Genomic DNA, 26,243 nt, shown 5'->3' on the forward strand with positions numbered 1-26,243 from the left:
AGCATTGGCTAACCTTTTATTTTTTATACCGGTAATGACCGGTTATCGCATACTGAAACAAAAAATCTTCCAGCACCTGACCGGCGCCCACATTGTGGACAATCATGTTGCGTTTGCCATCTCTTGATTTCCGGTTTACCACTATCCCGATATGCGGAAGCGAACCCGGAAGCATCCACGTTACGATATCTCCGGTTTTATAATCGGAAGCCACTGCCGTTACCGGAATTGCTTCGCCATGGCGGGAAAAGAAAACCTCCAGATTAGGAACCCGGCGATGGTCGATGTTGGTATCCGGTTTTTTTAGTCCCCACCGGGTCGGGTATTTCGAAAAATGCTTTTTCATGTCAAGATGAACCTCCTGCTGTAAGTCTATGCCGAGCTTCCGGTAGGCTCTTATGACCACATCTGTACAAACACCTTTGTCTTTAGCCACATCGCCGTTTGGATAGGCTATTTTGGTATAGCCGGAATCGTAAGTCACCTTGTCTTTTGTTAAGGTCAGGGCTGCTTCTGACAATCTGGAATAAAAATTATCCGGAATCCAGGATGTTGAAAACGAACAGCTTAGTAGTAATAAGATTTGAAAAACTTTCATTATATTTAAGGTTTGCTAATAGGTATAACGGAGATCGGATAACTTTGTTATACATTTTATAATCAAATATATACGCCAAAATGAAAGTTATAAGCTACATCCCGATCAAAGGCTGGGCAACCGATGATAAACCCAGAGAAAAACTGATCCACAAAGGAGAATCGGTTTTGAGTGATACCGAACTGCTGACCATTTTAATACGTTCCGGAAGCAGGGAAGTGAGTGCTTTGGAAGTTGCCAAAAAAATCTTGTCAAGCCTGGACAACAATCTGAATAATTTAGGGAAACTTTCGGTGAAAAAGCTGATGTCTTTTAAAGGAATCGGCGAAGCCAAAGCGGTAACCATTGTTGCCGCTCTGGAACTCGGCCGCCGCAGGAGAGAAGAGGAATTTGTGCGCTGTGATAAAATTACTTCCAGTAAAGCTGTTTTTGAAATCATGAAGCCGTTAATCGGAGAATTGCAGCATGAAGAATTCTGGGTTATTTTTCTGAACAATTCCAATAAAGTAATCAGCAAATCCCAGATCAGCAAAGGCGGCATGGAAGGAACCATTGTTGATGCCCGTTTGATTTTTAAAACAGCTTTGGAAAACAATGCCACCGGAATTATTTTATGCCATAACCATCCTTCCGGTGTTTTAAAGGCCAGTGAGCCGGATAAAAAAATCACCTTAAAACTAAAAGAAGCCGGAAAGAGCCTGGATATTAAAGTGCTGGATCACGTGATCATTGCCGAACGGAATTATTATAGTTTTTTAGATGACGGGCTGTTATAGCAGTATGCTCAGGAATAAGTTATAAAAATCACAATAAAAATAAGAAGATATTTTTTTTTGTTATTTTTGAAAAAGATAGTGGAAAGCTCTTTTAAAGAGCTTTTTTTATGGCATGGCGTTTCGCCGGAATGTTTATTTATAACTGCTTATGATTAATACAAAAGATATCACTTTTTCGTATGGGAAAGAAACTGCGTTTGCTTTTCCCGATATTCAATGCCGGGATGGGGAAGCTATCCTGATTACAGGCGGTTCCGGAAAAGGAAAAACAACATTGCTGCATTTACTGGGAGGATTGTTACGGCCGCAAAGCGGAGCGATTCAGGTGAACAATACCGATATTGGTGCGCTTTCCGAAAAAAAGCTGGACCATTTCAGAGGGGAAAATATCGGACTGGTTTTACAGCAATCCCATTTTATTGAATCTTTTTCGGTTCTGGAAAATGTAGCCCTGGCCTCCTGGCTGGCAACCGGAAAACAGCGTATCGAAAAAGCAAAATCATTATTGAAACACCTGGATCTTGAAAAACAAATGCATAAACTGCCGTCACAGTTAAGTATCGGGCAGCAGCAGCGTGTTTCTATTGCAAGAGCACTTATTAATGAACCCAAAGTTTTATTAGCCGATGAGCCGACTTCGAGCCTGGATGATGAAAATGCCTTTAAGGTAGCCGATCTTTTGGATAACTTATCAAAAGAATTCCAATCGGCATTAGTGATCGTAACCCACGATTCCCGATTAAAACAACGTTTCACCAATCAAATTTCCTTATCATGATTACGAAATTAGCCTGGCGAAATACATGGTTTAAGCCGCTAAACACCACTTTAAGTATTATTTTGCTCACGGCGAGTGTGGCGATTATTACCGTTTTGATCTTATTGCAAAAACAGTTTGAAGACCAGTTTTCCAGTAATGCAGACGGGGTCGATTTAGTACTGGGAGCACAGGGAAGTCCGTTGCAGTTAATACTGTCTTCGGTGTATCAGGTGGATGCACCAACCGGAAACATCGACTATTCTGAAGCTAAAAAATGGATGGAAAACCCGTTTGTAAAAACCGCTATTCCATTAGCCTTTGGCGACAATTACCACGGATTTAAAATTGTAGGAACCACACCGGATTACCTGACAAAATATGACGCAAAGATTGTTTCCGGAAAAATATTCGAAAACAATTTTGAAGTCGTTATCGGAAGTGAAATTGCTAAAAAGCTAAACCTGAAAGCTGGCGATACATTTTTCGGTTCTCATGGTGATGCCGAAGAAGGCGAAGTACATGAGGAACATGCCTATAAAATTGTAGGTGTGGCATCAAAAACAGGAAAAGTGATCGATAACCTTATTCTGTCCAATATACAGAGTGTCTGGGCAATGCATGACAGTCACGAGCATGCTGAAGAAGCTGAGCATGATCACGGGCACGAAGAAGGACATGTACATGAAGAAGGAGAAGCGCATCATCACGATCACGATCATGACCACGAAATGCCGCAAATTAGCGAAGAAGGAAAAGAGATTACCGCAGTATTGTTAAAGTTCCGGAACAAAATGGGAATTGTAACCTGGCCGAGAATGATTCCGCAAAACACAAAAATGCAGGCGGCCTCGCCGGCTATTGAAATAAACCGCTTGTTCACCTTGTTTGGTATTGGATTGCAGGCATTGCAATACCTGGCTTACGGGATTATGCTGATTTCCGGGATCAGTATTTTTATAGCGCTGTACAATACGCTGAAAGAAAGAAAATACGAATTTGCCTTATTGCGGGTCAATGGTGCAACACGTTTTCAGCTGCTTTACCTTGTGGTTATTGAGAGTTTGATTTTATGTGTGCTCGGATTCCTTTTTGGAACAATTGTTGGAAGAATAGCCCTGACCTTTATCTCGGGATCATCGGAAGAAGAGTTTAAAATGTCCTTTAACCCTTTTGAGTTTGTTTGGGAAAAGGAAGGATTTTTATTTTTAGTAACTATATTTGTCGGGATTTTAGCGGCTGTTATTCCGGCGGTTAAAGCCTACCGACTTAATATTTCAAAAACATTAGCAAATGCGTAAAAAACATATTTTAGCAGTGGCTCTGATGGCAGTATTGCTGACATTGGAATACGTTTATCAGACAGATAAAAGCGAACAGCCTGAAGCACCGGTAAACCGGGTAGCGAAAGCCGGTTTTTTAGACTTTGACCATAATAGTCCGCTATTGGCAGCGAATCCGGATACACTTAGCTGGAAGCTGTTAGGCGATATAAAATATGTCAAAAAACAGGATAAAACCTATGGAGAAGTAATGTTTCCGCAGGTGAATACCAAACTGAAACTGACAAACAAAAGACGAATTGTGATGAGCGGGTTTATTATCCCGATCGATAATAAATCGTATGCCTTGAGCAAAAACGTATTCGCGTCTTGTTTTTTCTGTGGAAAATCAGGACCGGAAACCATCATGGGGATAAAATTTAAAGGAAGTACACCAAAATTAAAAACAGATCAGTATGTTACTATAGAAGGTAATTTCAGATACAATGATACAGATGTAGAGGATTGGGTTTACCATGTTGAAGATGCTGTTATTGTGAAAGGTGCTAAATAGAAGATTATTAAATGAGATTTACAGATAAAACGGATATTTTTTTTGATCTTGACCATACACTTTGGGATTTTGAGAAAAATTCAGCATTGGCTTTTCAGGCTATTTTTGAAAAACATGAAATTAAAATTCCGCTGGATGACTTTCTGAAACATTATGTTCCGGTTAATACAAAATACTGGAAATTATACCGTGAAGAAAAGATCAGCCAGAAGGATCTGCGTTACAACAGGTTTAAAGAGGTATTCGATTTGTTGGCTTTTCAGATTGATGATGAGAATATCAATTTCCTGGCACAGGAATACATCCTGTACCTGCCGCAGTTCAATTACCTTTTTGATGGAGCCATCGAGATTTTAGACTATCTGAAAGCGAAATATAATCTGCATATTATTACAAACGGTTTTCATGAGGTGCAGCAGGGAAAATTGCGGAATGCCAATATTGAACATTATTTTGTAACGATTACCAACTCGGAAAATGCAGGTGTTAAAAAACCGAATCCGAAAATATTTGAATATGCTTTGGATCTTGCCCGTACGGAAAAACATAAAAGCATTATGATTGGCGACAGCTTTGAAGCCGATATTGAAGGGGCGCTCAGCGTAGGACTGGATGCTATCTTTTTTAGTGACGGTAATATGGAAATTCAGAATACCGTACCGCAGGTCGGGCATTTACTGGAGCTTAAAAACATGCTCTAATCAAAAACAAAAGTTATACTAAACGAATACAAATGAAAAAGACCTTTATTTTACTGACGTTGCTGCTGTTGTCGATTACAGGATTCTCGCAAAAGCTAACAGAATATAAATATGTAATTGTACCGGCTAAATTTTCTTTTCTGAAAGATGCCAATAAATACAACCTGAATGCGTTGACCAAAATGGTTTTCGAAAAGAAAGGTTATGTGGTGTTGTATGATACCGATATACTGCCTGATGATCTGGCGAAAAACCGCTGCAAAGCTTTAAGTGCGGACATGTTAGAGGATAACACGCTTTTTTCTACGAAAATAAAGATCGAGCTGAAAGATTGTAAAAACCAGACCGTCTTTTTTTCGGAAGAGGGAACAAGCAGGCTGAAAGAGCTTGATAAAGCCTATATCCAGGCTTTCCGTATTGTTGGCAAGTCAATAGACGAAGGATTGGCAATGGCTAAACCTGCAACAAACCAAGAGGAAGAAGTGGCTGTTGTAAAAGAAGAGGCCGCGCCTAAAGCTGTCGAAACGGTAAAAGCTGTTGAAACAACAACACCTGTGGCTACAAAAACGGTAATTTTTTCAGGTGCGCTTTATGCTCAGCCTATTGCCGAAGGCTACCAGCTTGTTGATAGCACTCCGAAGATTGTAATGAAACTTTTAAAAACCGGAAATGCCGATATGTTCATCGCTAAAAAAGATGCCATTCAGGGTGTTCTGATTAAAAGAAATAACGCGTGGTATTTTGAATACTACCAAAATGAGAAATTGTTATCCGAAAAAATGGATATCAAATTCTAATAGTTGTATTTGTCTTTCCAGCGATTCTTTAAAAACTCCCGGGTCGAATTTTCACGGGAGTTATTTCCCGGTTCATAGAATATGGTATTTTGAAGGTCTTCAGGCAGAAATTCCTGATCTACAAAATTGTTGGCATAATCATGAGCATATTTATACTCTTCCCCATAACCAAGTTCCTTCATTAACCTGGTCGGCGCATTCCGCAAGTGGATCGGTACCGGTAAATCGCCGGTTTGTTTCACGAATTGCTGCGCTTTTCCAATAGCCATATAGCTGGCATTACTCTTAGGCGATGTAGCCAAGTAAATAGCACACTGGCTTAACAGTATCCGGCTTTCGGGATAACCGATAGTGGTTACCGCCTGAAAGGTATTGTTGGCCATGATTAATGCGGTAGGATTGGCATTTCCAATATCTTCCGAAGCTAAAATAAGCAAACGGCGGGCAATGAACTTCACGTCTTCACCACCTTCAATCATACGGGCTAACCAATATACGGCACCATTAGGGTCGCTGCCGCGGATGGATTTTATAAAAGCAGAAACAATATCATAATGCTGTTCGCCGGTTTTGTCATACAAAACGGTGTTTTTCTGAACCAGCTGCATTACCTTGTCGTTTGTAATCTCAATCGTATCGCCTTCGGATGCATTGATCACCAATTCGAAAATATTTAAAAGTTTTCTTCCGTCACCGCCGGAAAGTCTTAGCAGGGCTTCGGTTTCTTTCAGCGAGATGTTTTTGGCTTTTAAGATAGTGTCCTGTGCTATCGCGCGGTGCAATAATGCTTCCAGATCTTCTTTGGAAAACGCATTTAAGATATAAACCTGACATCTTGACAATAAAGCGGGAATAACTTCAAAACTCGGATTTTCGGTAGTTGCCCCAATGAGCGTTACCCAGCCTTTTTCGACAGCTGCTAGTAAGGAATCCTGCTGCGATTTGCTGAAACGGTGGATCTCATCAATAAATAAAATAGGGTTTTTAGCCGTAAACAAACCGCCGCTTTGTTTTGCCTTGTCGATCACTTCACGCACGTCTTTTACTCCCGAATTAATAGCACTCAAAACATAGAAAGGACGTTTGCTTTCCTGTGCCATGATTTGTGCCAGAGTTGTTTTTCCGGTACCCGGCGGTCCCCACAAAATAAGGGATGGAATGATCCCGCGGGAAATCTGAAGGGTTAAGGAACCTTGTGGTCCTACTAAATGCGACTGACTGATATATTCGGATAAATGCTGTGGACGTATACGTTCTGCTAAAGGTGCTTCCATGATGTAAAATTACAAAAAAGATTTTTTTATAAGGCGGGAATACCGGGCTTAATAGTGATGTGTTTTGTCGGAAATGCGGTGCGGAAAGTTTTTTTAACAACTGCTTGTAAAGAATGAACTGACAAAAAAGCATTAAAAAACTTTTGGTTATGTTTTTGTTGGTGTTTGTGTAGAAAAAAAGAATACATGAAAGATATTGACTTTAAATTTTCACCTTCTGTAATTGCCTGGCCGTTATATTTCGTCCTGAGTTTATGGCTGGTTTTCTGGGTTGAGGTGAAATTCAAAATAAGCCTTTCGGAATATGGTATTTATCCCAGAACCTTATCCGGTTTGAAAGGCGTGCTCTTTAGCCCTTTCCTGCATGGCGATCTCAAACATTTATACAATAACTCCATTCCGCTGTTAATGCTGATCGCTTCCCTGCGTTATTTTTACAGAAAGCAGGCATTGGAAGTGATGGTTTACGGTATCCTGCTTTCCGGATTCGGAACCTGGCTGATCGGGCGGGAGAGCTACCATATTGGTGCCAGCGGACTGATTTATGTACTGGTAAGTTTTATGTTCTTTAAAGGAATACAAACAAAGTATTACCGCCTGGTGGCGTTATCGCTTACCATCATTGTACTGTATGGCGGAATGATCTGGTATGTTTTCCCGAGTGCCGAACAGAATATTTCCTGGGAAGGGCATTTAGCTGGTTTTATTACAGGTTACCTGCTGTCCTTTTTCATGAAAACACCGGAATATCAAAAGTCTATTCGGTACGATTGGGAGCGGCCAGATTTTGATCCTTCAACCGATCCGTTTATGAAGCATTTTGATGAAAACGGCAATTTTGTAAACCTGCCGAAAGAGGAGGAAACAGCGATAGAACCTGCCGATGAAAGCCCGGGGCATTATGCCACTCCGAGTATGCCGGTGTATTACCGGATCATTTACCGAAGCAATGAGGAAAGTACAGGAGAAAATAAGGAATAAAAAAAGGATTGGGTACCCAATCCTTTTTTTGTGTTATATATGTTTTTATAAATTTCTCTGACGTACGGTTTCGTATAAAAAGGCACCGCAGGCAACGGATACATTTAAAGAGGAAATGGTTCCGAACATTGGCAGTTTGGCTTTCTCGTCTACAATTTTTAAAACTGAAGGATTCACACCACGGTCCTCACTACCCATGATAATGGCAAGGGGCTCATTCAGGCTAATGTCATAAATGTTGTGCTCTGTTTTTTCGGTAGCCGCTATGGTTTTAATACCGGAACCCTGTAAATAGAAGATCGCATCTTTAATATGGTCTACTTTACAGATAGGCACGTTAAAAACGGCACCAGCCGATGTTTTAACCGTATCACCGTTTACCGGAGCCGAACCTTGTTTCTGAACAATAATACCATCCACACCGGTACATTCTGCCGTACGGATAATCGCTCCGAAATTTCGGGCATCCGATAGCTGGTCCAAAATTAAGAATAATGGTTTTTTACCACTTTCAATTACTGATTCAACCAGGTTTTCCAAAGTGTAAAAAGAAATAGGAGCAATACTTGCCACCGCTCCCTGGTGGTTATTGTGGGTTAAGCGGTTTAGTTTTTCTACCGGGACATAAGAAAAATTAATGTTGTTTTTCTTAAGTGTTTTCATCAATTCCTGCATCAAATCACCTTGCGCATCTTTTTGAATAAAAACCTTGTCAATCTCTTTTCCTGCATGTACGGCTTCAATGATTGCCCTGATTCCGAATATCTGATGTTCTTTTTCCATGGGGCAAAGATAAAAAAACCATCACAAAAATACTGTGATGGTTTTTAAATAACTCAAATAAAAGACAGCGGGTTAAGTTAATTTGTATCCCAGATTAACTTCGTGTCTAATTTGTCTCCTCCGATGTTTTGGGAAGCTTCAAGGTATTTTGCCGGGTTGAGATCTTTCTGGTTTACCGGATAGGTGAGCCTTGAAGGCATTTCTGTTAATTGTTTCAGAGGTGTAAAGATATAGGTGTAAGATCCGTTGATAGGATTGATGAGCGTGCCGGTTCCGCCCGGCTGGATCAGGATGTTCGGAAAACCGGTTCTTCGCCATTCTGCCCAGGTTTCATAAGGCTGCATAAACAGGGCGATATATTTTTGTGTCAGTACCGTTTCCTGGGTTGCTGCCGGAAGTGCTGCAATATAGGCATCGATGGCTGTTTGCGTAACATTCCATTTTGCCATCGAGGCCCGAATGCCTTTTTCGTAGTGGCTCTGGTTCCAGCCGTTCACTTCGGATAACAGGAATTCAACTTCGGCATATTCCATTAGGTACTCGGTATAATCCGGTCTGAAAATGCTGTAACTGTAATGACAGACACCGCTAACCTGGCTGTTTGTCTGGCCGGAAGTGATTCCGTATGGCATTCCCTGGTATTTGCTCAGGTCGCTGGTTTCCGTATAATTATTGTTTAGCGAATTGATTTTTGAAGTACCTCTCGGTGCCAGTATTTTTTGTAATCTCGGGTCGGTGCTAAAAGGGCCGATCTGTCCTTTTAAAAGATCGGTAAAGGTTTTGGAAACGGTATAATCGGTTCTGTTGTCTACAAAAAAAGCACGGTAGGTGGGTGCCGGGTTTACAGAATTGGCTTCGAACCGGACACCTATATTGTCATTGGCAGAGAGCATTACTCCGGAAGCAATGGCTTCCTGAATATGGGCATTTGCCGATGGGATAACGTTTTTTACCCGGTTGGCGATTCGTAAGCGCAGGGAATTTCCAAAGCGTTTCAGCTTTACAGCGGTACCAAAAAAGTTATCCTGGTTGTTGTAAAAAACATTGTCGGTAAGGTCAATCATCGCTACAGCCTCCTTTAGTTCTTTTAGCAAATCGGCATAGATTTTTTGCTGTGAGGCAAATTTCGGCGTGAGGTTATTAATGTCCAAAGCCTGGAAATCGGGATCGTCACTCCCAAAAGAATAATAGGGAATGTCGCCGTAAGTATCCACGAGATTGTGAAAGATATACGCGAGCATGATCCGGGCGGCAGCTATCTGATTGTTGGTATTGCCATAAACAGACATTCCGGAAGCCGTAGCGGGATCGGTATTGAGTTCAAGTACCGATTTGAAATTTTTCGCCTGTAAATAGTAGCTGTTAAACAAAGAGGTGTTGGTGGTTTCCCTGAATTGAAAACGGTCTTCCTCGGTATAATTCCGCTGCGCAGAATATTGTACCCAGGGTAAGGTCATCCGGGCAGAACCAAACGATCCTCTCATGTTGACATCAACAATATTCCGGGTAGCGCTGTTAAACAAACCGGGAGTAGTAACATTCGTGGGATTGTTCGGGTTGGTGTTAATCTCGTCAAATCGGTCTGTACAACCGGTAAAGGTGAGAAGTGTGAGTAATAGTATTAATTTATTCATGATGTTTAATTTGAAAAGGTTAGATCTTAATTTCTATGTTCATACCGTAGGTTCTGGTTGAGGGTAATGAACCTCCTTCGATACCCTGAATGTTACCGCTTCCGTAACTGGTATTTTCAGGATCCATTCCTCTCCAGGCTAAGTTCCAGGCAAACAGGTTTCTTGCAAAAGCCGCAAAAGTGACACTGTTTATTTTCTTTCCAAGGAATTTTTTAGGCAGGCTGTACCCCAGAGTGGCTTCTCTTAATTTGATGTAACCGGCATCGAAGACGTTTTGGGCATCTACACCATTATAGTGTGCTCTTGCCCAGTTATACCCGGAAAGTACGGTGGTGTTCGGAGAACCGTCTGCCTTGACACCTTCCAGTACAATTCCGTTTTCGCGAATCCCGTTTGCAGCTGTGGCTTCTAAAAGCCCGGAATAGGAACCCCACATGTGTGAGGTGGAAAAATAGCTTCCTCCTTTTTGAATATCAATTAAAAATCCGAGGTTGATGCCTTTGTATTGGAAAGCATTTCGGATTCCCATATTGTAATCCGGAATTATGGAACCTAATGCTTTTCGTTCGCCAACTTTATAGGTTCCGTTTGCGTTGATTATTTTGTTGCCATTCTCATCATAAGCATAATCGTTGCCGTATATCTGTCCGTATTTTTCACCAACCACCGCTAATAATGAAACACTGAAAGGGGCATTTACCAGCGTTAAGGATTGGGTGTCTTCATATAAGGAAAGCAGTTTGTTGTTGTTTTTTGAAAAGTTCCAGGTTATGTCCCAGCTAAAGTCGTTTGTTTTTATGGGTGTAAGGTATATTGATGCTTCAATACCGCGGTTGCGCAGTTTACCGGCATTTATATATTTTGATGTAAACCCGGTGGAAGAAGTAATCTGTAAAGGGGTGATCAGATCCTTGGTGATGTCTTCATAAAGCGAAATGTCGAATCCGATCCGGTTGTTCAGCAGTTTCATTTCCAATCCTATTTCTTTGCTGGTTTTTATTTCCGGAACTAAATCGGGATTGTTTGCTGTTGACTGATTGGAATAGGAAGGGATGTCCTGAAACGGCGTGCCGATGTTGTAATAATTGGCAATTACATAAGGCGAAGCACCATTACTCACCCGTGCCCAGCCGCTTCGGATCTTTCCATAGGAAAGCCAGGAGGTGTCTTTTAGCAGTTCGGAGAAAATAAAGCTTCCGGTTACAGAAGGGTAGTTGGCTGCTTTTTTAACGGTTGAAAACCAGTCTTTCCTGTTGGTCGCTTCAAGAAACAGCATGTCTGCATATCCTAAGGATACCATGCCATACAGGCTGTTTACCCTTTCCTGTGAATCATAATTGGAAGAACGGGAAAGGTTTCTGGAATTGGAAAGGCTGTACAGGTTCGGGATAATCAATCCTCCGGAAGTAGTTCCGGATAAAGAGCTATAGCTTGAATGTCTCCGGTTTACCCCGACAAAAGTGTTCAGGCTTAATTTGTCCCAGCGTTTGTCAAAATGAAGGCGTCCTTCATAATTCATTTCGGAGACATTTCGCACTACCTGTGAATAGCCCGACTGAGCCTGTGAGTAAACGGCAACCCGTTCTCTGGTGGTAAGGTTGTACAGGTCGCCGTAAACATTTCCAACCACATAAAGGTTTGTTTGTTTGTTTGTTTGTTTGTTTGTTTGTTTGTTTGTTTGTTTGTTTGTTTGTTTGTTTGTTTGTTTGTGTTGTGTCCACTGGAAAAATTTCTGGGCTACAGAGTTGTCACCATATCCCTGCTCGGGTCGGTTAAAGCCTTTTGTTCCGGTATAGGTTAGCATACCGTCAAAGCGCAGCTGTTTGTTTAACTCTGCCCCGCCATTTATAGAAAATGTGTTTTTAGACAGCTTGGAATTGGGAACAATCCCTTCGGTAGTCTGGTTGCTGAAAGAAGTCCGGATGTTGTTTTTTTCGGTGGCATGACTCATCGCAATATTGGTTGTGGAGGTATAACCGGTATTGAAAAACGATTTGACCCCTTTTCTGGGGGCGACCCATGGTTTTGTGACCATATAATCGTTGGAAAACTCCGGATCGAATGCATTCCAGGGAAGATACATCAGGTTCGGATCATATCTTGGTCCCCAGCTTTCATCGGCACTATAATCCGCTAAGTTATAAAGCTGACCGTTAATGGTAGCAGTAGGTAAGGTGGTCGAAGAACCGCCGCCGTATTCGTTTTGCAGTACCGGCATTATATTAATGCTTTCCAGCGTTAATCCTGTTTTTAATGATACTTCCGACCGGCCTTTTTTACCGGATTTTGTGGTGTACATGATTACCCCGTTAGCCGCTCTCGATCCGTATAAAGCAGCGGCAGGACCTCCTTTCAGGACGGAAACGGATTCGATGTCGTCCGGATTGATATCGGCAGAAGCGTCACCGTAATCCCTTCCGCCGGCACCTCTCTGGGTTGCTGTGCTGTTGTAGTTTGAATTGTCCATCGGAATACCGTCAATAACAATGAGCGGGCGGTTGTTCTGGGTAACAGAGCCGATACCCCTGATGAGGATTCGTGCCGAGCCGCCCATAGAAGAAGGTGCCGTTACCTGAACTCCGGCAATATTTCCCGATAGCGCACTGAGGGCATTGGTTTGTCCGGCCTGATTGATGACATCACCTTTTACTTCCTGAGCCGAATAGCCAATGGCCTTCTTTTCCCTTTTTATGCCTAATGCCGTTACTATAATGTCCTGAAGTTCTGTAGTGTTTTCTTCCAGTGTGATGTTCAGGGTAGTGGAGGCCGCCCTGACTTCCTGCGTTTTCATTCCGATAAACGTAATGACTAATGTTGCGACCGGACTTACCCGGATAGAAAAATTCCCGTTAATGTCGGTTTGTGTACCGTTAGTTGTTCCTTTTTCCATAACACCGGCTCTTGGAATCGGGAAATTATTCAGATCGGTAATTTTACCGCTAACCAGTCGTTCCTGTGCAAAAAGATTTTGGAGGACTAATACAAAGATTAGTGTGACATAAAATTTAAACTGTGTTTTCATCGTAAATATGTTATGGTTTTATCGCTAACATAGTTAAAATGATTGTTGATTGTCAGTTGTTTAGCTACTCAAATATACACAGCTGTGTTTTTTTGGATATAATGGATTAAAGAATTGATTTTACTGCTGTAATTGTGATAATTTTCGATTTAAATGATGAAATAGCAATGAAAATTGAAATGGATATTGGTAGTTTTGTTTTTAAAATACTGATTGTTAGTTTGTTGAGTGTGATATGAGTGTTTTGTTGCGGCAGTATTGTGACAAAGCGGAATAAAACGGGGTATGTTTTTGTTTTTTTAATCAATGCATAAGGGATAAACATAAAAAAACCATCACAAAAATGCTGTGATGGTTTTTAAATAACTCAAATAAAAGAACTAAGTTTTAATTTACGTCCCAGAAAACTTTTGTGGTAAGCTTGTCGCCGCCAATAGCAGCACTTGCCGCCTGGTAGCTGTTACCGTTAACGGTTTGTTCGTTAACAGGGTACGTTAGCCTAACCGGTATTTTGCCTTCTGCAACAGGGAATGCACTGGGAGGAGCAGTAAGCCCGGGTGCATCTAATCTTCTGAAGGAGTTCCAGGATTCAAAGCCTCTGTTATACAGTGCTATCCATGCCTGTTTTCCTATTTTTTCTTTCCAGGTTCCGGCTGCCGTAGCATAGGCTACCGTACTTTGTCCAAGATAGGTCGAGATATCGCCGGTTGGGATGTTCCAGTAATTTAATGATGCGGTAATGGCCGCACTATAGTAAGTATCTGGTGTACCGCCCACGTTATAACCTCTGGCTGCTGCTTCTGCTAAGTAGAAGTTAACTTCTGCCGCATCGAATAGCACTCCTTTGGCATCTGCCTTTTTGATTTCGTTCCCTATGTGGGAATAAGACGTTTCATAAGGTTGTGTATTGGTATATCCGTATGCACCGCCCACATAGCTTCCGTCTGCCATTGGGGTGAAAAATACAGGTCTTCTGGGATCGTTTAGGGTGTTCAGCTCATCAACAAACACAGATGTGGGAACAAAGTCATTTCTGTTGCTGGCAACCAATTCTCCGAAAATCTGGTTGTAGTTTGGCGAAAAGGAATTGAACTGTACCAGAGCGTTGTCGCTATTTGCTGTGATCACACCGGCTGTATAAGCACTTTCAATGGTGGACTGAGCCAGGGAGTTGTTTACATCCGAAATGTTGATCGCTAGTTTTACTTTCAGGGAATTGGCAAACAGTTTCCATTTGGCAATGTTACCATTATATAGTAAATCGCCTTTGCTGAAAGAAGCAAAGTTGGCATCCAATTGTGCTGTGGCGGCATTCAGCCTGCTAAGCAAATCAAGATAGATTGCCTGGTCGTCGTCATATTTCGGTAAAACAATGTTAACCGGCTGTAAGGCTTCCGTGTAGGGAACATCTCCAAAGGAGTCTACCAGTATCTGGTAAGTGTACACATTTAAAATTTCTATAATAGCCGATTTGTTGATCTGTATTTTATCCCATGTGGCCTGATCGATGTTTTCCGGTTTTGCTTCGGCATCAACTACTTCCTTGGCTGTTTTTAAGTTTCCTAAAACACGGGTATATAAAACTCTCCAGTGGTTGTCCGGAATTCTTCTGCTGGTAAGATTGTATCGGGATTCGGCTCTGTATAAGGTTGCCGCCCAATATTGCGAAAAATAGCGGAATACGTTCAGGTTAACACTTGGTGTTGTCATCTGGTCGGTTAATTCTTTTTGCGAGTTCGATAATAACGCTTCGGCACTGGCGGTATAAGTCTTGCTGGTGTCGTCGTTAAAGTCGATATCATCATTAACACATCCTGTAAAGAATAATGATGCGATTGCTAGTATCGGGATTAATAACTTTTTCATCTTTTAGAAGTTTAATTTTACATTAAATGAATATACTTTAACCGAAGGCATTACACCAGACTGGTATCCTTGTATGTTTCCACCGGATGATCCGGCTTCCGGGTCTGAATATGGAGTGTTTTTATGAATGATCCATAAGTTGTTGCCCAGCAGGCTGAAAGAAGCTCCTTTGATAAAAGAACGACCCAGTAATTTTGCAGGCATGGTATAGGTTAAACCAACTTCTCTTAATTTTACAAAAGACGCATCATAAACATAGGCTTTTTCAGGAGTGGAATCTGCTCCGAAAACATTGGCAGATGCTGTCGCGTCTACACGGATGTCATTTGGCGTTCCGTCTTCTTTTACACCCGGAAGGATGATACCACCACCCTGGCTTAACGGGCTTCTGACAGGGTTTCCTAAATCGTTCAGCCCTGCTGTTTCCGGATATAAACCGGTTTCCTGTCCGTATGCCTGGTCAAGTGAGAAGATGCTACCGCCTTCTCTAACGTTAATCAGGAAGCTTAATGATAAATCTTTATAGGTTACTTTGTTGTACACACCGCCAATCCAGTCCGGTTGGATGTTACCCAATACCTGATCCTGTTTTTGAAGGTATAATCCATCATCGCCAACTACCGGATTTCCGCTGCCATCATATACATAGTCTGTACCTCTGATGGTTCCGTATGGTTCGCCTACCGTTGCGTTCAGGGAAGTACGCTGGAAAGTAGTCAGTAACAGGTTAGTTCTTCCGGCATCTAGCGATAACAGTTTGTTGACGTTTTTAGACCAGTTCACATTGATCTGCCATGAGAAGTCGTTTGTTTTGATAGGGGTAGCCGTTAAAGCAACCTCGATACCTTTGTTTTCCAATTCCCCGGCGTTGATCTGTTTGGAGATATATTGTGTTGCCGGCGATTGCGGAACAAAGAAAATCTGGTCTTTGGTATTGGTTTTGTATACCGAAGCATCCAGGCTCAATCGGTTTTTGAATATGGAAGCTTCCAGACCTAATTCCCATGAATGGGTGATTTCCGGTCTTAGTTTTTCAAATTCAATCAGCTGGTCGCTGTTTCCGAAAATCGGGTTGTTGTTAACGGAACCGTTGTTTTGTTTGGCACCAAGTCTTCCGTATAACGGGTCGTTACCCACTCTTGCATAGTTCAATCTTAGTTTTGCAAACGAAAGCCAGTCTGCTTTTATCATTTCTGATAGGATGATACTGGTTCCGGCTGAATAGTAGTCATAACCACGGCTTGATTTTGGTAACGCGGTTGATTCGTCATGACGGAATGAACCTTCCAGGTAAACCATTTTTTTGAAGTCGATATTGGCCTGTCCGTAAACACCTGCTTTTTCATATTTAATGGTCGATTCCACCGGCGGAATGAATACGCTCGAATTGGAAAGGCTGTAAATACCCGGAATTAATAATCCACCGGCAGTTGCTCCTTCAAAAGAGTAGGAGTCGGCCCGGATAAAGTTAAAACCTCCGATTATTTTTGCAGACAGGTCCGAAGACAGGCTTAAGTCGTAGGTACCAATGATGTCGTAGTTTTGTTGCAGGAAGTCCCGGGTGAACATTACATATCCTGATGATTCTGTTGCCTGGTTTGTAACCTGCGAGATTCCAAATTCTTCGGCGTGGCTGCCTATTGCTTTTCTTAATTCCTGTTTGTCATAAGAATAGTCAATACCTACACGGCCTAACAGGTTGAAGTTTTTGGTGACATCAAAACTGATACTGGCTCCGGTTAACAAACGTTTTCTGTTATCGGTCGTATAGTTTTCATATCTTTCAAAGTAGGGGTTGTTCCAGAAGTTAGGTCTTAAGTCGCCGTTTGTCGGGTCGATCATGTTCCAGGTTACGTTACGTCCGGTTCTGAAATATTCGGAACGCAATTCCTGTACATCTACGTTAACAGGCCACCATTGTCTGAAACCGGTTAAGAGGTTATCACCATATCCAACGCTGTTTCTACCGGTTACACTCTGATGGGAGAATGTCATAAAAGAGTTTATCTTGATTTTGTCATTCAGATCTCTGGAGTAGTTACCGCTAATAGCGTTTTTAATTAATTTACTGTTTGGCATAATCCCGGTTTCGGAATTATTGGTATAGCTCAGGTTGAAAGCACTGTTGCTGTCGCCGCCATTCAGGGAAACGTTGTTCACATAGGAGGTTGAATTCTGGAAGAAAGTGCCCGGATCGTTCTGTGCCGCTACCCATGGGGTTGCCTGTCCGTAGTGTGGATTACCGGGTACGAATGCATTCCAGTTATACACCATTAAGGAAGGATTGAACGCATTACCATAGGAGGCATCATCACCGGTTGAGGCTACTAAATCAGGAATCCCGTCTCCGTCTACATCAGCCGAATAGATACTGTCTTCTCCGGCATATCCCTGTCCGTATTCTTTCTGGTATTTCGGGAATGTGGATTTGTCATAATACCCTACCGATACTGTTGAGCTGACAGCGATACCAATATCGGAATTTTTTCTTCCTTTTTTAGTGGTAATCATGATCGCTCCCTGTTGGGCTAAACTTCCGTATAGCGCTGTAGCAGCAGCTCCTTTCAATACGTTTATCGACTCGATATTGTTCGGGTCAATATCGGCTGCAGCATTACCAAAGTCATAACCGTCTCTTCCGTTTACGGCATCTTTAGTGTTCAGGTTGGCATTACTGATCGGAATACCGTCTACGACTATTAATGCCTGGTTGTTACCGGTTATGGATTTCGATCCACGCAGTACAATGTTTGTGGATCCTCCAAAGTTGGAGTTGGTTTTTACATCCAGTCCGGCTACTTTACCGGCAAGATTGTTTACGAAATTTGTGGTTGGTGAGGAGTTTATCTGGCTTCCTTCTACTTTTTGAGAGGAATATCCTAAAGATTTTTTATCCCGGGTAATCCCTAAAGCGGTTACTACCACACCTTCTAATACTTTTGCTTCTTCATCTAATTTTACATTCATAACTGTAGATGCTGCCCTGATTTCTTGGGTCTTCATCCCAATAAATGAATAAACCAAAACTGCTGTAGGGCTTACTTTTATTTTATAGTTGCCATCAAAATCAGTTTGTGTTCCATTTGTGGTGCCTTTTACAATGACACTAACACCAGGTAGCGGTAAGCCACTTACATCTGTTACTTTACCGGAAACTGTTCTTTCTTGGGCAAAGAGATTTTGCACAAGTAACACCAATACAAGTGTTAAAAAAGCTTTGAATTTTGCTCTCATTTGTAGTTCTAATTACGGTTATGCGATCAAATTTCTTAAAAATCTCTTAAAAAAACAAGTGAAATGCAAATATTTTATTAAAATAATGAAATACTGATAATTTAAATCTTAACATTTGAGGGATTTTTCTTTCCTTTTAGATTTGGTTATAAAAAATAATCGACCCTTTATTTAAGTGTTAAATAGTAGTTAATTGTTATGAAATGTGTGTTTTTACTGATGTTTTGTTATGATGAAAAAAAACGCAACGGATTTGGTGTAATAATTTTGGAAGGGAATTTTAAGAGTTGTTAAAATCTTGTTTTGACACTGATGTGGATAATGGAGTTGGAAAGTTTTATTTCCTGGTTTTTTGTACTTCCGTTAGCATAAACGATATTGAAGAGTCCGTTTTTGGTTAGCAGTCCGAAGCCGAAACCAAGACCGAGTAAGTTGTCTTTTAAATTGGAGGTCTTGTCCTGGAAATAGGCGAAGTCGGTAATGGAATGAACGTAAATGTTGGAAGCCAGTACGTAGCGGTACTCGATGAGTAGTCCGGAGTATAAATTGGCCTGCAGGCTGTTTTCGTTAAATCCGCGGATGGAGTTGATTCCTCCGAAGCGGTATAATTCATTAATGATGTAGTTGTTGCTTTGCAGGTAAAAAGTCTGATTCCGCAGGTTAAAGATGTTTCTCCTGTTGAGGTAAATGTTGTGGGCGGCATTGATCTGGAAAAAATACTGATCGTTGCTTTCTATTTTTGATTTCCGGGAGCCGATACCGCCTTTTAACAGTAGGCTGGTTCTTTCCGGGAAAAGGAAATCGTCCGGGTTATAGGCGTAGTATTCGTAGGAGCTGGTAATAAAGGAATTGTTGTAGTTGCTCAGTGTGCTGGAATTTGCTTTTTGAATGTCTACAGATTCGGTTTCCTGGTAGCCAAGGAATACTTTTGAGTTGTAATTAAAGTAATAACCGAGATTGATGTCGGTTGAGGTGTTTTGAAAGGTGCTGTCCTGTTTGAATATTTTTAAATTCCCTTTGATCCCCAGCGGACTTTTAAAGAGGTACGGGATTTCTGCGCCCAGATTGAAGGTGGTTTGTTCTTTTCCGTCGTTTTTCCAGTACAGGTTGAATTTCTCTCCGGAGTTCAGGATGTTGTTCAGCAGCAGGTCAAGGTAACCGTTAAATTTTACAGCACCGTTGTCGTCATTGGAAAAGCCTACAAAACCGTCAAAGCGATTGGGTTTTGCTTTTTCCAGGTAAACGTAAACTTTGGTGCTGTCTTTTGTGAAAAGGATTTCCGGATATTTTGTCTGGTTAACAAAAGGCAGTGCATTAAAGCTGTTGTGGATTAGTTTCAGGTTTTCCTGATTAAAGGTTTTCTTCCGGTTTTGTTTTAAAATGTTTTTGCGGATGCCTTCCGGGAATTTGGTGTATCCGGCAATGACGATGTCGTTCAGGCTGCGCTTTTTTTCTGTGTGGATTTCCAGCTGTGCGGTTAACGCGTGATTTATTTTTTTATAGTCTGTTAATTGAAGTGAGCTAAGGGAGTATCCTTTTTTTTCGAGTGTCTGTATTCCCTGGTTCATAAAGGCTTCTGTTTCGGATAAAGGAATCTGCAGCGTATCGTTTTTGAAATGTAGCAGTTCTTTTTCTTCGGCGGTTATGTTACCTATATATATATGTATAAGGCTGGTTTTCTTTCCGATAGCATACGTGAAGGTAAAAGTACTGTCGTTTGTTTTGGATTGCTCCAGCAGTCTGCTTTCCAGGTAGCCTTTCTTAAAAAGGGAAGTGGCGAAGGTGTTGTTCTCGTCCAGTATGGATTTGGCATTGGCGTGCTTGTGTTGGTAGCCGATGCTGTCGATGGTTTTGTTTTCGGAGATGGCTGCTCCTTCAATTTTCAGGTACAGATTTTGGGCTTTACCGGAGTGGCAGAGGAGTATGAAAAATGAAAGTAGGAGTAGCTTTTTCAAAGACTAAATTGTTTTGGTAAAAATAACGTAAAAATTACAAAAAAGTATGCCGGAGTTATTTGTGTATTAATGTGGTTGAAAATTAATGTTTTATGATTTGATTTTTGAAAATTAATTTATACATTTGCAACCCCGTAAAAAGCGGGAATTTAATAACGTTAGAAATTTTATTAAAAAATTATGCCAACAATTCAACAATTAGTAAGAACAGGGAGAGCCCAGATAACTAAGAAGAGTAAATCGGCTGCTTTAGATTCTTGTCCTCAAAGAAGAGGGGTTTGTACGCGTGTTTACACTACTACGCCAAAGAAACCAAACTCTGCAATGCGTAAAGTTGCGCGTGTACGTTTGACAAATGGTAATGAAGTGAATGCTTACATCCCAGGAGAAGGACACAATCTACAAGAGCACTCGATAGTATTAGTTAGAGGCGGAAGGGTAAAAGATTTACCAGGTGTTAGATACCACATCGTTCGTGGTGCTTTGGATACTGCCGGAGTTAACGGTAGAACTCAAAGAAGATCTAAATATGGTGCTAAACGCCCTAAAGACAAAAAGTAATTTTTAAAAACTTTTAAAGAAAAGACATGAGAAAAAGACAGGCCAAAAAAAGACCTCTTTTACCAGATCCGAAATTTAACGATCAGTTAGTAACACGTTTTGTGAATAACTTAATGTGGGACGGTAAAAAATCGACTGCTTTCAAAGTATTCTATGATGCTTTAGAGATCGTTGAGACTAAAAAGCAAGATGCAGAAAAATCTTCATTGGAAATCTGGAAAGATGCATTAACAAATGTTATGCCTCACGTAGAAGTAAGAAGCCGCAGAGTTGGTGGAGCTACATTCCAAATCCCAATGCAAATTCGTCCGGATAGAAAAATTTCTATGGCGATGAAATGGATGATTCTTTATGCCAGAAGAAGAAATGAGAAATCTATGGCAGGGAAACTTGCTTCTGAAATTTTAGCTGCTGCAAAAGAAGAAGGTGCTGCTGTTAAAAAGAGAATGGATACTCACAAAATGGCAGAAGCGAACAAAGCATTCTCTCACTTTAGATTTTAATTCATAAGAAACATTAGAAATGGCTAGAGATTTAAAATATACTAGAAATATTGGGATTGCTGCTCACATTGATGCTGGTAAAACAACAACAACAGAGCGTATCTTATTCTATACGGGAAAAACACACAAAATTGGTGAGGTGCACGAAGGTGCTGCAACAATGGACTGGATGGAGCAAGAAGCAGAAAGAGGTATTACTATTACTTCTGCTGCAACAACTTGTACCTGGAATTTCCCTACAAATCAAGGAGCTTCTACTCCTGATACCAAAGACTACCACTTTAATATTATCGATACTCCGGGACACGTTGACTTTACAGTTGAGGTAAACCGTTCGTTACGTGTATTAGATGGATTAGTTTTCTTGTTTAGTGCTGTTGATGGTGTTGAGCCACAGTCAGAAACTAACTGGAGACTTGCTGACAACTATAAAGTTCCTCGTATGGGGTTTGTTAACAAGATGGACCGTCAGGGTTCAAACTTCTTAGCAGTTTGTCAACAAGTAAAAGATATGTTGAAATCAAACGCTGTTCCATTGGTATTGCCAATTGGTGATGAGGCTGATTTCAGAGGAGTTGTTGATTTGATCAAAAATCAGGCTATTGTTTGGCATGATGAGACTCAAGGAGCTACTTTTGATATCGTTCCTATCCCTGAGGATATGGTTGCTGATGCAAAACAATACAGAGCACAGTTAATTGAAGAAGTTGCTGCGTATGACGAAAACCTTTTAGAGAAATTCATGGAAGATGAAAGCTCTATTACTGAGGAAGAAATCAATAATGCATTAAGAAGAGCAACTATCGATATGGCTATCATCCCGATGTTGTGTGGTTCTTCATTTAAAAACAAAGGAGTTCAGTTCATGTTGGATTCAGTTTGTAAATTCTTGCCTTCTCCATTGGATAAAGAGGCAATTGAAGGAACAAATCCTGATACCGAGGAGCCAATTTCTCGTAAGCCATCTGTTACAGAGCCTTTCGCTGCTTTAGCATTTAAAATCGCTACTGACCCTTATGTTGGTCGTTTAGCATTCTTCAGAGCTTATTCCGGACGTTTGGACGCAGGTTCTTATGTGTTGAATAACCGTTCTGGAAATAAAGAGCGTATTTCCCGTATCTACCAAATGCACGCTAACAAACAAAATCCTATCGAATATATTGAGGCAGGAGATATTGGAGCTGCTGTTGGATTTAAAGATATCAAAACGGGTGATACCTTATCTGATGAGAAACACCCTATCGTATTAGAATCTATGGATTTCCCTGATCCGGTAATTGGTATTGCTGTTGAGCCTAAAACTAAGGCAGACGTTGATAAAATGGGTATGGCTTTAGCTAAATTAGCTGAAGAGGATCCTACGTTTACAGTGAGAACTGACCATGCTTCAGGACAAACTATTATTTCTGGTATGGGTGAGCTTCACTTAGACATTATCGTGGATCGTATGAGACGTGAGTTTAAAGTAGAAGTAAACCAAGGTGAGCCTCAGGTTGAGTACAAAGAAGCTTTCACAAGATCTGCTCAACACAGAGAAACTTACAAAAAACAGTCTGGTGGACGTGGTAAATTCGGTGATATCGTATTTAGAATTGAGCCTGCTGATGAAGTTGACGGAAAAGTGCCGGTTGGATTACAGTTCGTTAACGAAGTTAAAGGTGGTAACGTTCCTAAGGAATATATCCCGGCTGTAGAAAAAGGATTTAGAGAAGCTATGAAATCAGGTCCGTTAGCTGGATATGAAGTTGATAGTTTAAAAGTTACTTTATTGGATGGATCTTTCCACCCGGTGGATTCCGATGCACTATCTTTCGAATTGGCTGCTAAAATGGGATATAAAGAGTCTGCTAAAGCTGCAGGAGCTGTTATCCTTGAGCCAATCATGAAATTAGAGGTATTAACTCCGGAAGAAAATATGGGTGATATTGTTGGGGATTTGAACCGTCGTAGAGGTCAGATCAACAACATGGATGATAGAAATGGTGCTAAAGTTGTTAAAGCTAGTGTGCCGCTTTCTGAAATGTTCGGATATGTAACAACATTGAGAACATTATCTTCAGGTAGAGCAACTTCTACAATGGAGTTCTCTCACTATGCTGAAACGCCAAACAATATTTCTGAGGAAGTAATTAAAAAAGCAAAAGGTAACGCTTAATTTTTAGGAAAATGAGTCAAAAAATCAGAATAAAATTAAAGTCTTACGATCACAGCTTAGTAGACAAATCTGCTGAGAAAATCGTAAAAACTGTAAAGAGTACAGGTGCTGTGGTAACAGGTCCAATTCCGTTGCCAACACACAAAAAGATTTTCACTGTATTGCGTTCTCCGCACGTAAACAAAAAATCTAGAGAACAATTCGAAGTGAGTTCATACAAAAGATTATTAGATATCTACTCTTCATCTTCAAAAACAATTGATGCTCTAATGAAGTTAGAGTTACCAAGTGGAGTAGAGGTAGAGATCAAAGTGTGATAAAAATCGCATTTTAAAGTATTTAAGCATTAAGTTTTTTTATTTAAAACTTAATGCTTACTTTTGCGCACTCAAAAAATAAATATTTCAATAAGTAATTAATAATTAGTTTTATATGTCTGGGTTAATTGGTAGAAAAATCGGCATGACTAGTATTTTCGATGAAAACGGGAAAAACATTCCTTGTACAGTAATCGAAGCTGGACCATGCGTTGTTACCCAAGTCAGAACCAATGAGGTTGACGGGTATGAAGCGTTACAACTTGGTTTCGATGACAAAACAGAAAAACACGCTACTAAAGCGGACTTAGGTCACTTTAAAAAAGCGGGTACTGTTGCGAAAAAGAAAGTCGTTGAATTCCAAGATTTTGTAACTGAACACAAATTAGGTGATGTGATCACTGTAGATTTGTTTGAAGAAGGTGAGTTTGTAGACGTACTAGGTGTGTCAAAAGGTAAAGGTTTCCAGGGGGTTGTTAAACGTCACGGTTTTGGTGGTGTCGGACAAGCTACTCATGGTCAGCACAACCGTTTGAGAGCGCCAGGTTCTGTTGGAGCATCATCTTATCCATCTAGAGTATTCAAAGGAATGCGTATGGCTGGAAGAACAGGAGGAGAAAATGTAACAGTTCAAAACCTTAGAGTTTTAAAAGTGGTTGCTGAAAAGAACTTACTTTTGGTTAAAGGAGCTATTCCTGGACACAAAAACTCTTACGTAATCATTCAAAAGTAATGGAAGTAAAAGTATTAGATATCAACGGAAAAGATACTGGAAGAAAAGTTCAACTTTCTGATTCAGTATTCGCAATTGAGCCTAATAATCACGCAGTATATCTTGATGTTAAACAATATTTAGCAAATCAAAGACAAGGTACTCATAAAGCTAAAGAAAGAGCTGAGGTTACTGGAAGTACGCGTAAGATTAAAAAACAAAAAGGAACCGGTACTGCTCGTGCAGGAAGTGTTAAGTCTCCTTTGTTTAAAGGTGGAGGTACAGTTTTTGGACCAAGACAAAGAAGTTATTCTTTCAAATTGAACAAAACTTTAAAGAGATTAGCTAGAAAATCTGCTTTCTCTATCAAAGCAAGTGAGTCCAATTTAGTAGTTCTTGAAGACTTTACTTTTGAAGCTCCAAACACTAAAAATTTCATTAATGTATTGAAAGCTTTAGGGTTAGAAAATAAAAAATCTTTATTTGTGTTGGGTGAATCAAATAAAAATGTATATTTGTCGTCACGCAATTTAAAGGCTTCTAGCGTTGTAACTACTTCAGAATTAAGTACTTATGCTATTTTAAATGCAAATAGTTTAGTGCTTTTGGAGGGTTCTTTAGAAGGAATTGAAGAAAATTTAAGCAAATAATAGGGTATGAGTATCATAATTAAACCTATCATTACTGAAAAAATTACCAAAGAGGGTGAAGTATTCAACCGCTTTGGTTTCGTTGTTGATAAGAAAGCAAACAAAATTCAGATCAAAAATGCAGTTGAGGCTGCTTACGGAGTGAATGTAGTTGCTGTAAACACAATGAATTACAGAGCTGATAGAACGGTTAAATTTACTAAGAGTGGTTTAATCAGTGGAAAGACTAATGCTTACAAAAAAGCAATTGTTCAAGTACAAGAAGGAGAAACAATAGATTTTTATAATAATATCTAATAGAACATGTCAGTTAGAAAATTAAAACCTATTACCCCGGGTCAGCGTTTTAGAGTTGTTAATAGCTTTGACACTATTACAACTGATAAGCCGGAGCGTTCTTTGATCGCACCGAAAAAAAACTCTGGAGGTAGAAATAGTCAAGGAAAGATGACCATGCGCTACACAGGTGGTGGTCACAAACAAAAGTATCGTATTGTTGATTTCAAAAGAACTAAAGTTGGAATTCCGGCTACAGTGAAAACAATCGAATACGATCCGAATCGTTCAGCGTTCATTTCGTTATTGTACTATGCAGATGGTGCTAAAACGTATATCATCGCTCAAAATGGTTTACAAGTGGGACAAACTGTAGTTTCTGGTCCTGAAGCGGCTCCAGAAATTGGTAATACTTTACCTTTAAGTAAAATTCCTCTAGGAACTGTTATTTCTTGTATTGAGTTAAGACCTGGTCAGGGAGCTGTAATCGCTCGTTCTGCTGGTACTTTTGCTCAATTAATGGCGAGAGACGGTAAATATGCTACAATTAAAATGCCTTCAGGTGAAACAAGATTAATCTTGTTAACTTGTTCTGCAACTATTGGAGCAGTATCTAACTCAGATCATCAATTAGTTGTATCAGGAAAAGCTGGTAGATCTAGATGGTTAGGAAGAAGACCGAGAACAAGACCGGTTGCAATGAACCCAGTAGATCACCCGATGGGTGGTGGTGAAGGACGTTCTTCTGGAGGTCACCCACGTTCTAGAAAAGGTTTACCTGCTAAAGGTTATAGAACTCGTTCTAAAGTTAATCCGAGTAATAAGTATATCGTAGAACGTAGAAAGAAATAATAA

23 protein-coding genes are annotated in these 26,243 nt (G+C 40.5%); 15 read left to right on the plus strand and 8 right to left on the minus strand.

Annotated elements, in window-relative coordinates:
• Positions 1-16 precede the first annotated feature (16 nt).
• Positions 17-598 carry a DUF1287 domain-containing protein gene (locus tag BGO42_RS10650; RefSeq protein WP_273246406.1) on the minus strand — a complete coding sequence of 194 codons (582 nt, stop codon included), beginning with the start codon at positions 596-598 and terminating at the stop codon, positions 17-19.
• A gap of 80 nt (positions 599-678) precedes the next feature.
• Between BGO42_RS10650 and radC the strand changes: the two genes are divergently transcribed.
• The 6 genes from radC to BGO42_RS10680 all read left to right on the plus strand — a co-directional run bounded on the left by radC (position 679) and on the right by BGO42_RS10680 (position 5,465).
• A complete protein-coding gene (radC, locus tag BGO42_RS10655) occupies positions 679-1,374 on the plus strand; it encodes a RadC family protein (protein WP_177732396.1) in 696 nt (231 codons plus the stop codon).
• A 148-nt stretch (positions 1,375-1,522) separates the two neighbouring features.
• Entirely contained in the window at positions 1,523-2,152 is a 630-nt protein-coding gene (locus BGO42_RS10660) for an ABC transporter ATP-binding protein (protein ID WP_177732399.1), read from the plus strand.
• Complete coding sequence (locus tag BGO42_RS10665; protein WP_273246405.1) at positions 2,149-3,432, plus strand: ABC transporter permease; 1,284 nt, start codon at positions 2,149-2,151, stop codon at positions 3,430-3,432. The genes BGO42_RS10660 and BGO42_RS10665 overlap by 4 nt, the downstream gene beginning before the upstream one ends.
• Positions 3,425-3,967 (plus strand): hypothetical protein, encoded by a 543-nt coding sequence (locus BGO42_RS10670; RefSeq protein ID WP_273246404.1) that lies wholly within the window; start codon positions 3,425-3,427, stop codon positions 3,965-3,967. The genes BGO42_RS10665 and BGO42_RS10670 overlap by 8 nt, the downstream gene beginning before the upstream one ends.
• An 11-nt stretch (positions 3,968-3,978) precedes the next feature.
• Entirely contained in the window at positions 3,979-4,668 is a 690-nt protein-coding gene (locus BGO42_RS10675; RefSeq protein WP_177732406.1) for a YjjG family noncanonical pyrimidine nucleotidase, read from the plus strand.
• Between the two features lie 32 nt (positions 4,669-4,700).
• Positions 4,701-5,465: a hypothetical protein gene (locus tag BGO42_RS10680; RefSeq protein WP_273246403.1), complete on the plus strand. Its 765-nt coding sequence runs from the start codon at positions 4,701-4,703 to the stop codon at positions 5,463-5,465.
• Here BGO42_RS10680 and BGO42_RS10685 read toward each other — a convergent pair.
• Positions 5,462-6,739, minus strand: coding sequence for a replication-associated recombination protein A (locus tag BGO42_RS10685; RefSeq protein ID WP_177732411.1), 1,278 nt, complete (start codon positions 6,737-6,739; stop codon positions 5,462-5,464). The two genes, BGO42_RS10680 and BGO42_RS10685, sit on opposite strands and share 4 nt — an antisense overlap.
• Before the next feature lie 186 nt (positions 6,740-6,925).
• On the opposite strand from BGO42_RS10685, the gene BGO42_RS10690 reads away from it, so the two are divergent.
• Positions 6,926-7,720 (plus strand): rhomboid family intramembrane serine protease, encoded by a 795-nt coding sequence (locus tag BGO42_RS10690; protein ID WP_177732414.1) that lies wholly within the window; start codon positions 6,926-6,928, stop codon positions 7,718-7,720.
• Positions 7,721-7,765: 45 nt separating this feature from the next.
• On the opposite strand, the gene rlmB is transcribed toward BGO42_RS10690, so the two are convergent.
• From rlmB to BGO42_RS10720, 6 genes are all read right to left on the minus strand, one after another.
• Positions 7,766-8,503, minus strand: coding sequence for a 23S rRNA (guanosine(2251)-2'-O)-methyltransferase RlmB (gene rlmB, locus BGO42_RS10695; protein WP_273246402.1), 738 nt, complete (start codon positions 8,501-8,503; stop codon positions 7,766-7,768).
• Positions 8,504-8,580: 77 nt separating this feature from the next.
• Positions 8,581-10,137 (minus strand): SusD/RagB family nutrient-binding outer membrane lipoprotein, encoded by a 1,557-nt coding sequence (locus BGO42_RS10700; protein WP_273246401.1) that lies wholly within the window; start codon positions 10,135-10,137, stop codon positions 8,581-8,583.
• A 19-nt stretch (positions 10,138-10,156) separates the two neighbouring features.
• On the minus strand, positions 10,157-13,159 hold the full coding sequence (locus tag BGO42_RS10705) for a TonB-dependent receptor plug domain-containing protein (protein ID WP_286749260.1): 3,003 nt from the start codon (positions 13,157-13,159) through the stop codon (positions 10,157-10,159).
• A 387-nt stretch (positions 13,160-13,546) separates the two neighbouring features.
• A complete protein-coding gene (locus BGO42_RS10710; RefSeq protein WP_273246400.1) occupies positions 13,547-15,025 on the minus strand; it encodes a SusD/RagB family nutrient-binding outer membrane lipoprotein in 1,479 nt (492 codons plus the stop codon).
• A 3-nt stretch (positions 15,026-15,028) separates the two neighbouring features.
• Positions 15,029-18,259: a SusC/RagA family TonB-linked outer membrane protein gene (locus BGO42_RS10715; protein WP_177732426.1), complete on the minus strand. Its 3,231-nt coding sequence runs from the start codon at positions 18,257-18,259 to the stop codon at positions 15,029-15,031.
• 290 nt (positions 18,260-18,549) lie between these two features.
• The gene (locus BGO42_RS10720; protein WP_273246399.1) at positions 18,550-20,214 is read right to left on the minus strand and encodes a BamA/TamA family outer membrane protein; all 1,665 of its coding nucleotides are present in this window, start codon (positions 20,212-20,214) and stop codon (positions 18,550-18,552) included.
• A gap of 180 nt (positions 20,215-20,394) precedes the next feature.
• On the opposite strand from BGO42_RS10720, the gene rpsL reads away from it, so the two are divergent.
• From rpsL to rplB, 8 genes are all read left to right on the plus strand, one after another.
• On the plus strand, positions 20,395-20,775 hold the full coding sequence (rpsL, locus tag BGO42_RS10725) for a 30S ribosomal protein S12 (RefSeq protein WP_114757561.1): 381 nt from the start codon (positions 20,395-20,397) through the stop codon (positions 20,773-20,775).
• A 26-nt stretch (positions 20,776-20,801) separates the two neighbouring features.
• Complete coding sequence (gene rpsG / locus BGO42_RS10730; RefSeq protein ID WP_177732432.1) at positions 20,802-21,278, plus strand: 30S ribosomal protein S7; 477 nt, start codon at positions 20,802-20,804, stop codon at positions 21,276-21,278.
• Between the two features lie 19 nt (positions 21,279-21,297).
• On the plus strand, positions 21,298-23,433 hold the full coding sequence (gene fusA / locus BGO42_RS10735) for an elongation factor G (protein WP_177732435.1): 2,136 nt from the start codon (positions 21,298-21,300) through the stop codon (positions 23,431-23,433).
• Between the two features lie 11 nt (positions 23,434-23,444).
• Complete coding sequence (gene rpsJ / locus BGO42_RS10740; RefSeq protein WP_020213633.1) at positions 23,445-23,750, plus strand: 30S ribosomal protein S10; 306 nt, start codon at positions 23,445-23,447, stop codon at positions 23,748-23,750.
• 115 nt (positions 23,751-23,865) lie between these two features.
• Positions 23,866-24,483, plus strand: coding sequence for a 50S ribosomal protein L3 (gene rplC / locus BGO42_RS10745; RefSeq protein WP_177732437.1), 618 nt, complete (start codon positions 23,866-23,868; stop codon positions 24,481-24,483).
• A complete protein-coding gene (gene rplD / locus BGO42_RS10750; protein WP_177732439.1) occupies positions 24,483-25,112 on the plus strand; it encodes a 50S ribosomal protein L4 in 630 nt (209 codons plus the stop codon). The genes rplC and rplD overlap by 1 nt, the downstream gene beginning before the upstream one ends.
• Positions 25,113-25,118: 6 nt before the next feature.
• A complete protein-coding gene (gene rplW / locus BGO42_RS10755; protein ID WP_177732442.1) occupies positions 25,119-25,409 on the plus strand; it encodes a 50S ribosomal protein L23 in 291 nt (96 codons plus the stop codon).
• Positions 25,410-25,415: 6 nt separating this feature from the next.
• Positions 25,416-26,240 (plus strand): 50S ribosomal protein L2, encoded by an 825-nt coding sequence (gene rplB, locus BGO42_RS10760; protein ID WP_177732445.1) that lies wholly within the window; start codon positions 25,416-25,418, stop codon positions 26,238-26,240.
• Positions 26,241-26,243 lie beyond the last annotated feature (3 nt).

It is taken from the genome of Flavobacterium sp. 40-81, assembly GCF_001898245.1.
Taxonomy (GTDB): domain Bacteria; phylum Bacteroidota; class Bacteroidia; order Flavobacteriales; family Flavobacteriaceae; genus Flavobacterium; species Flavobacterium inviolabile.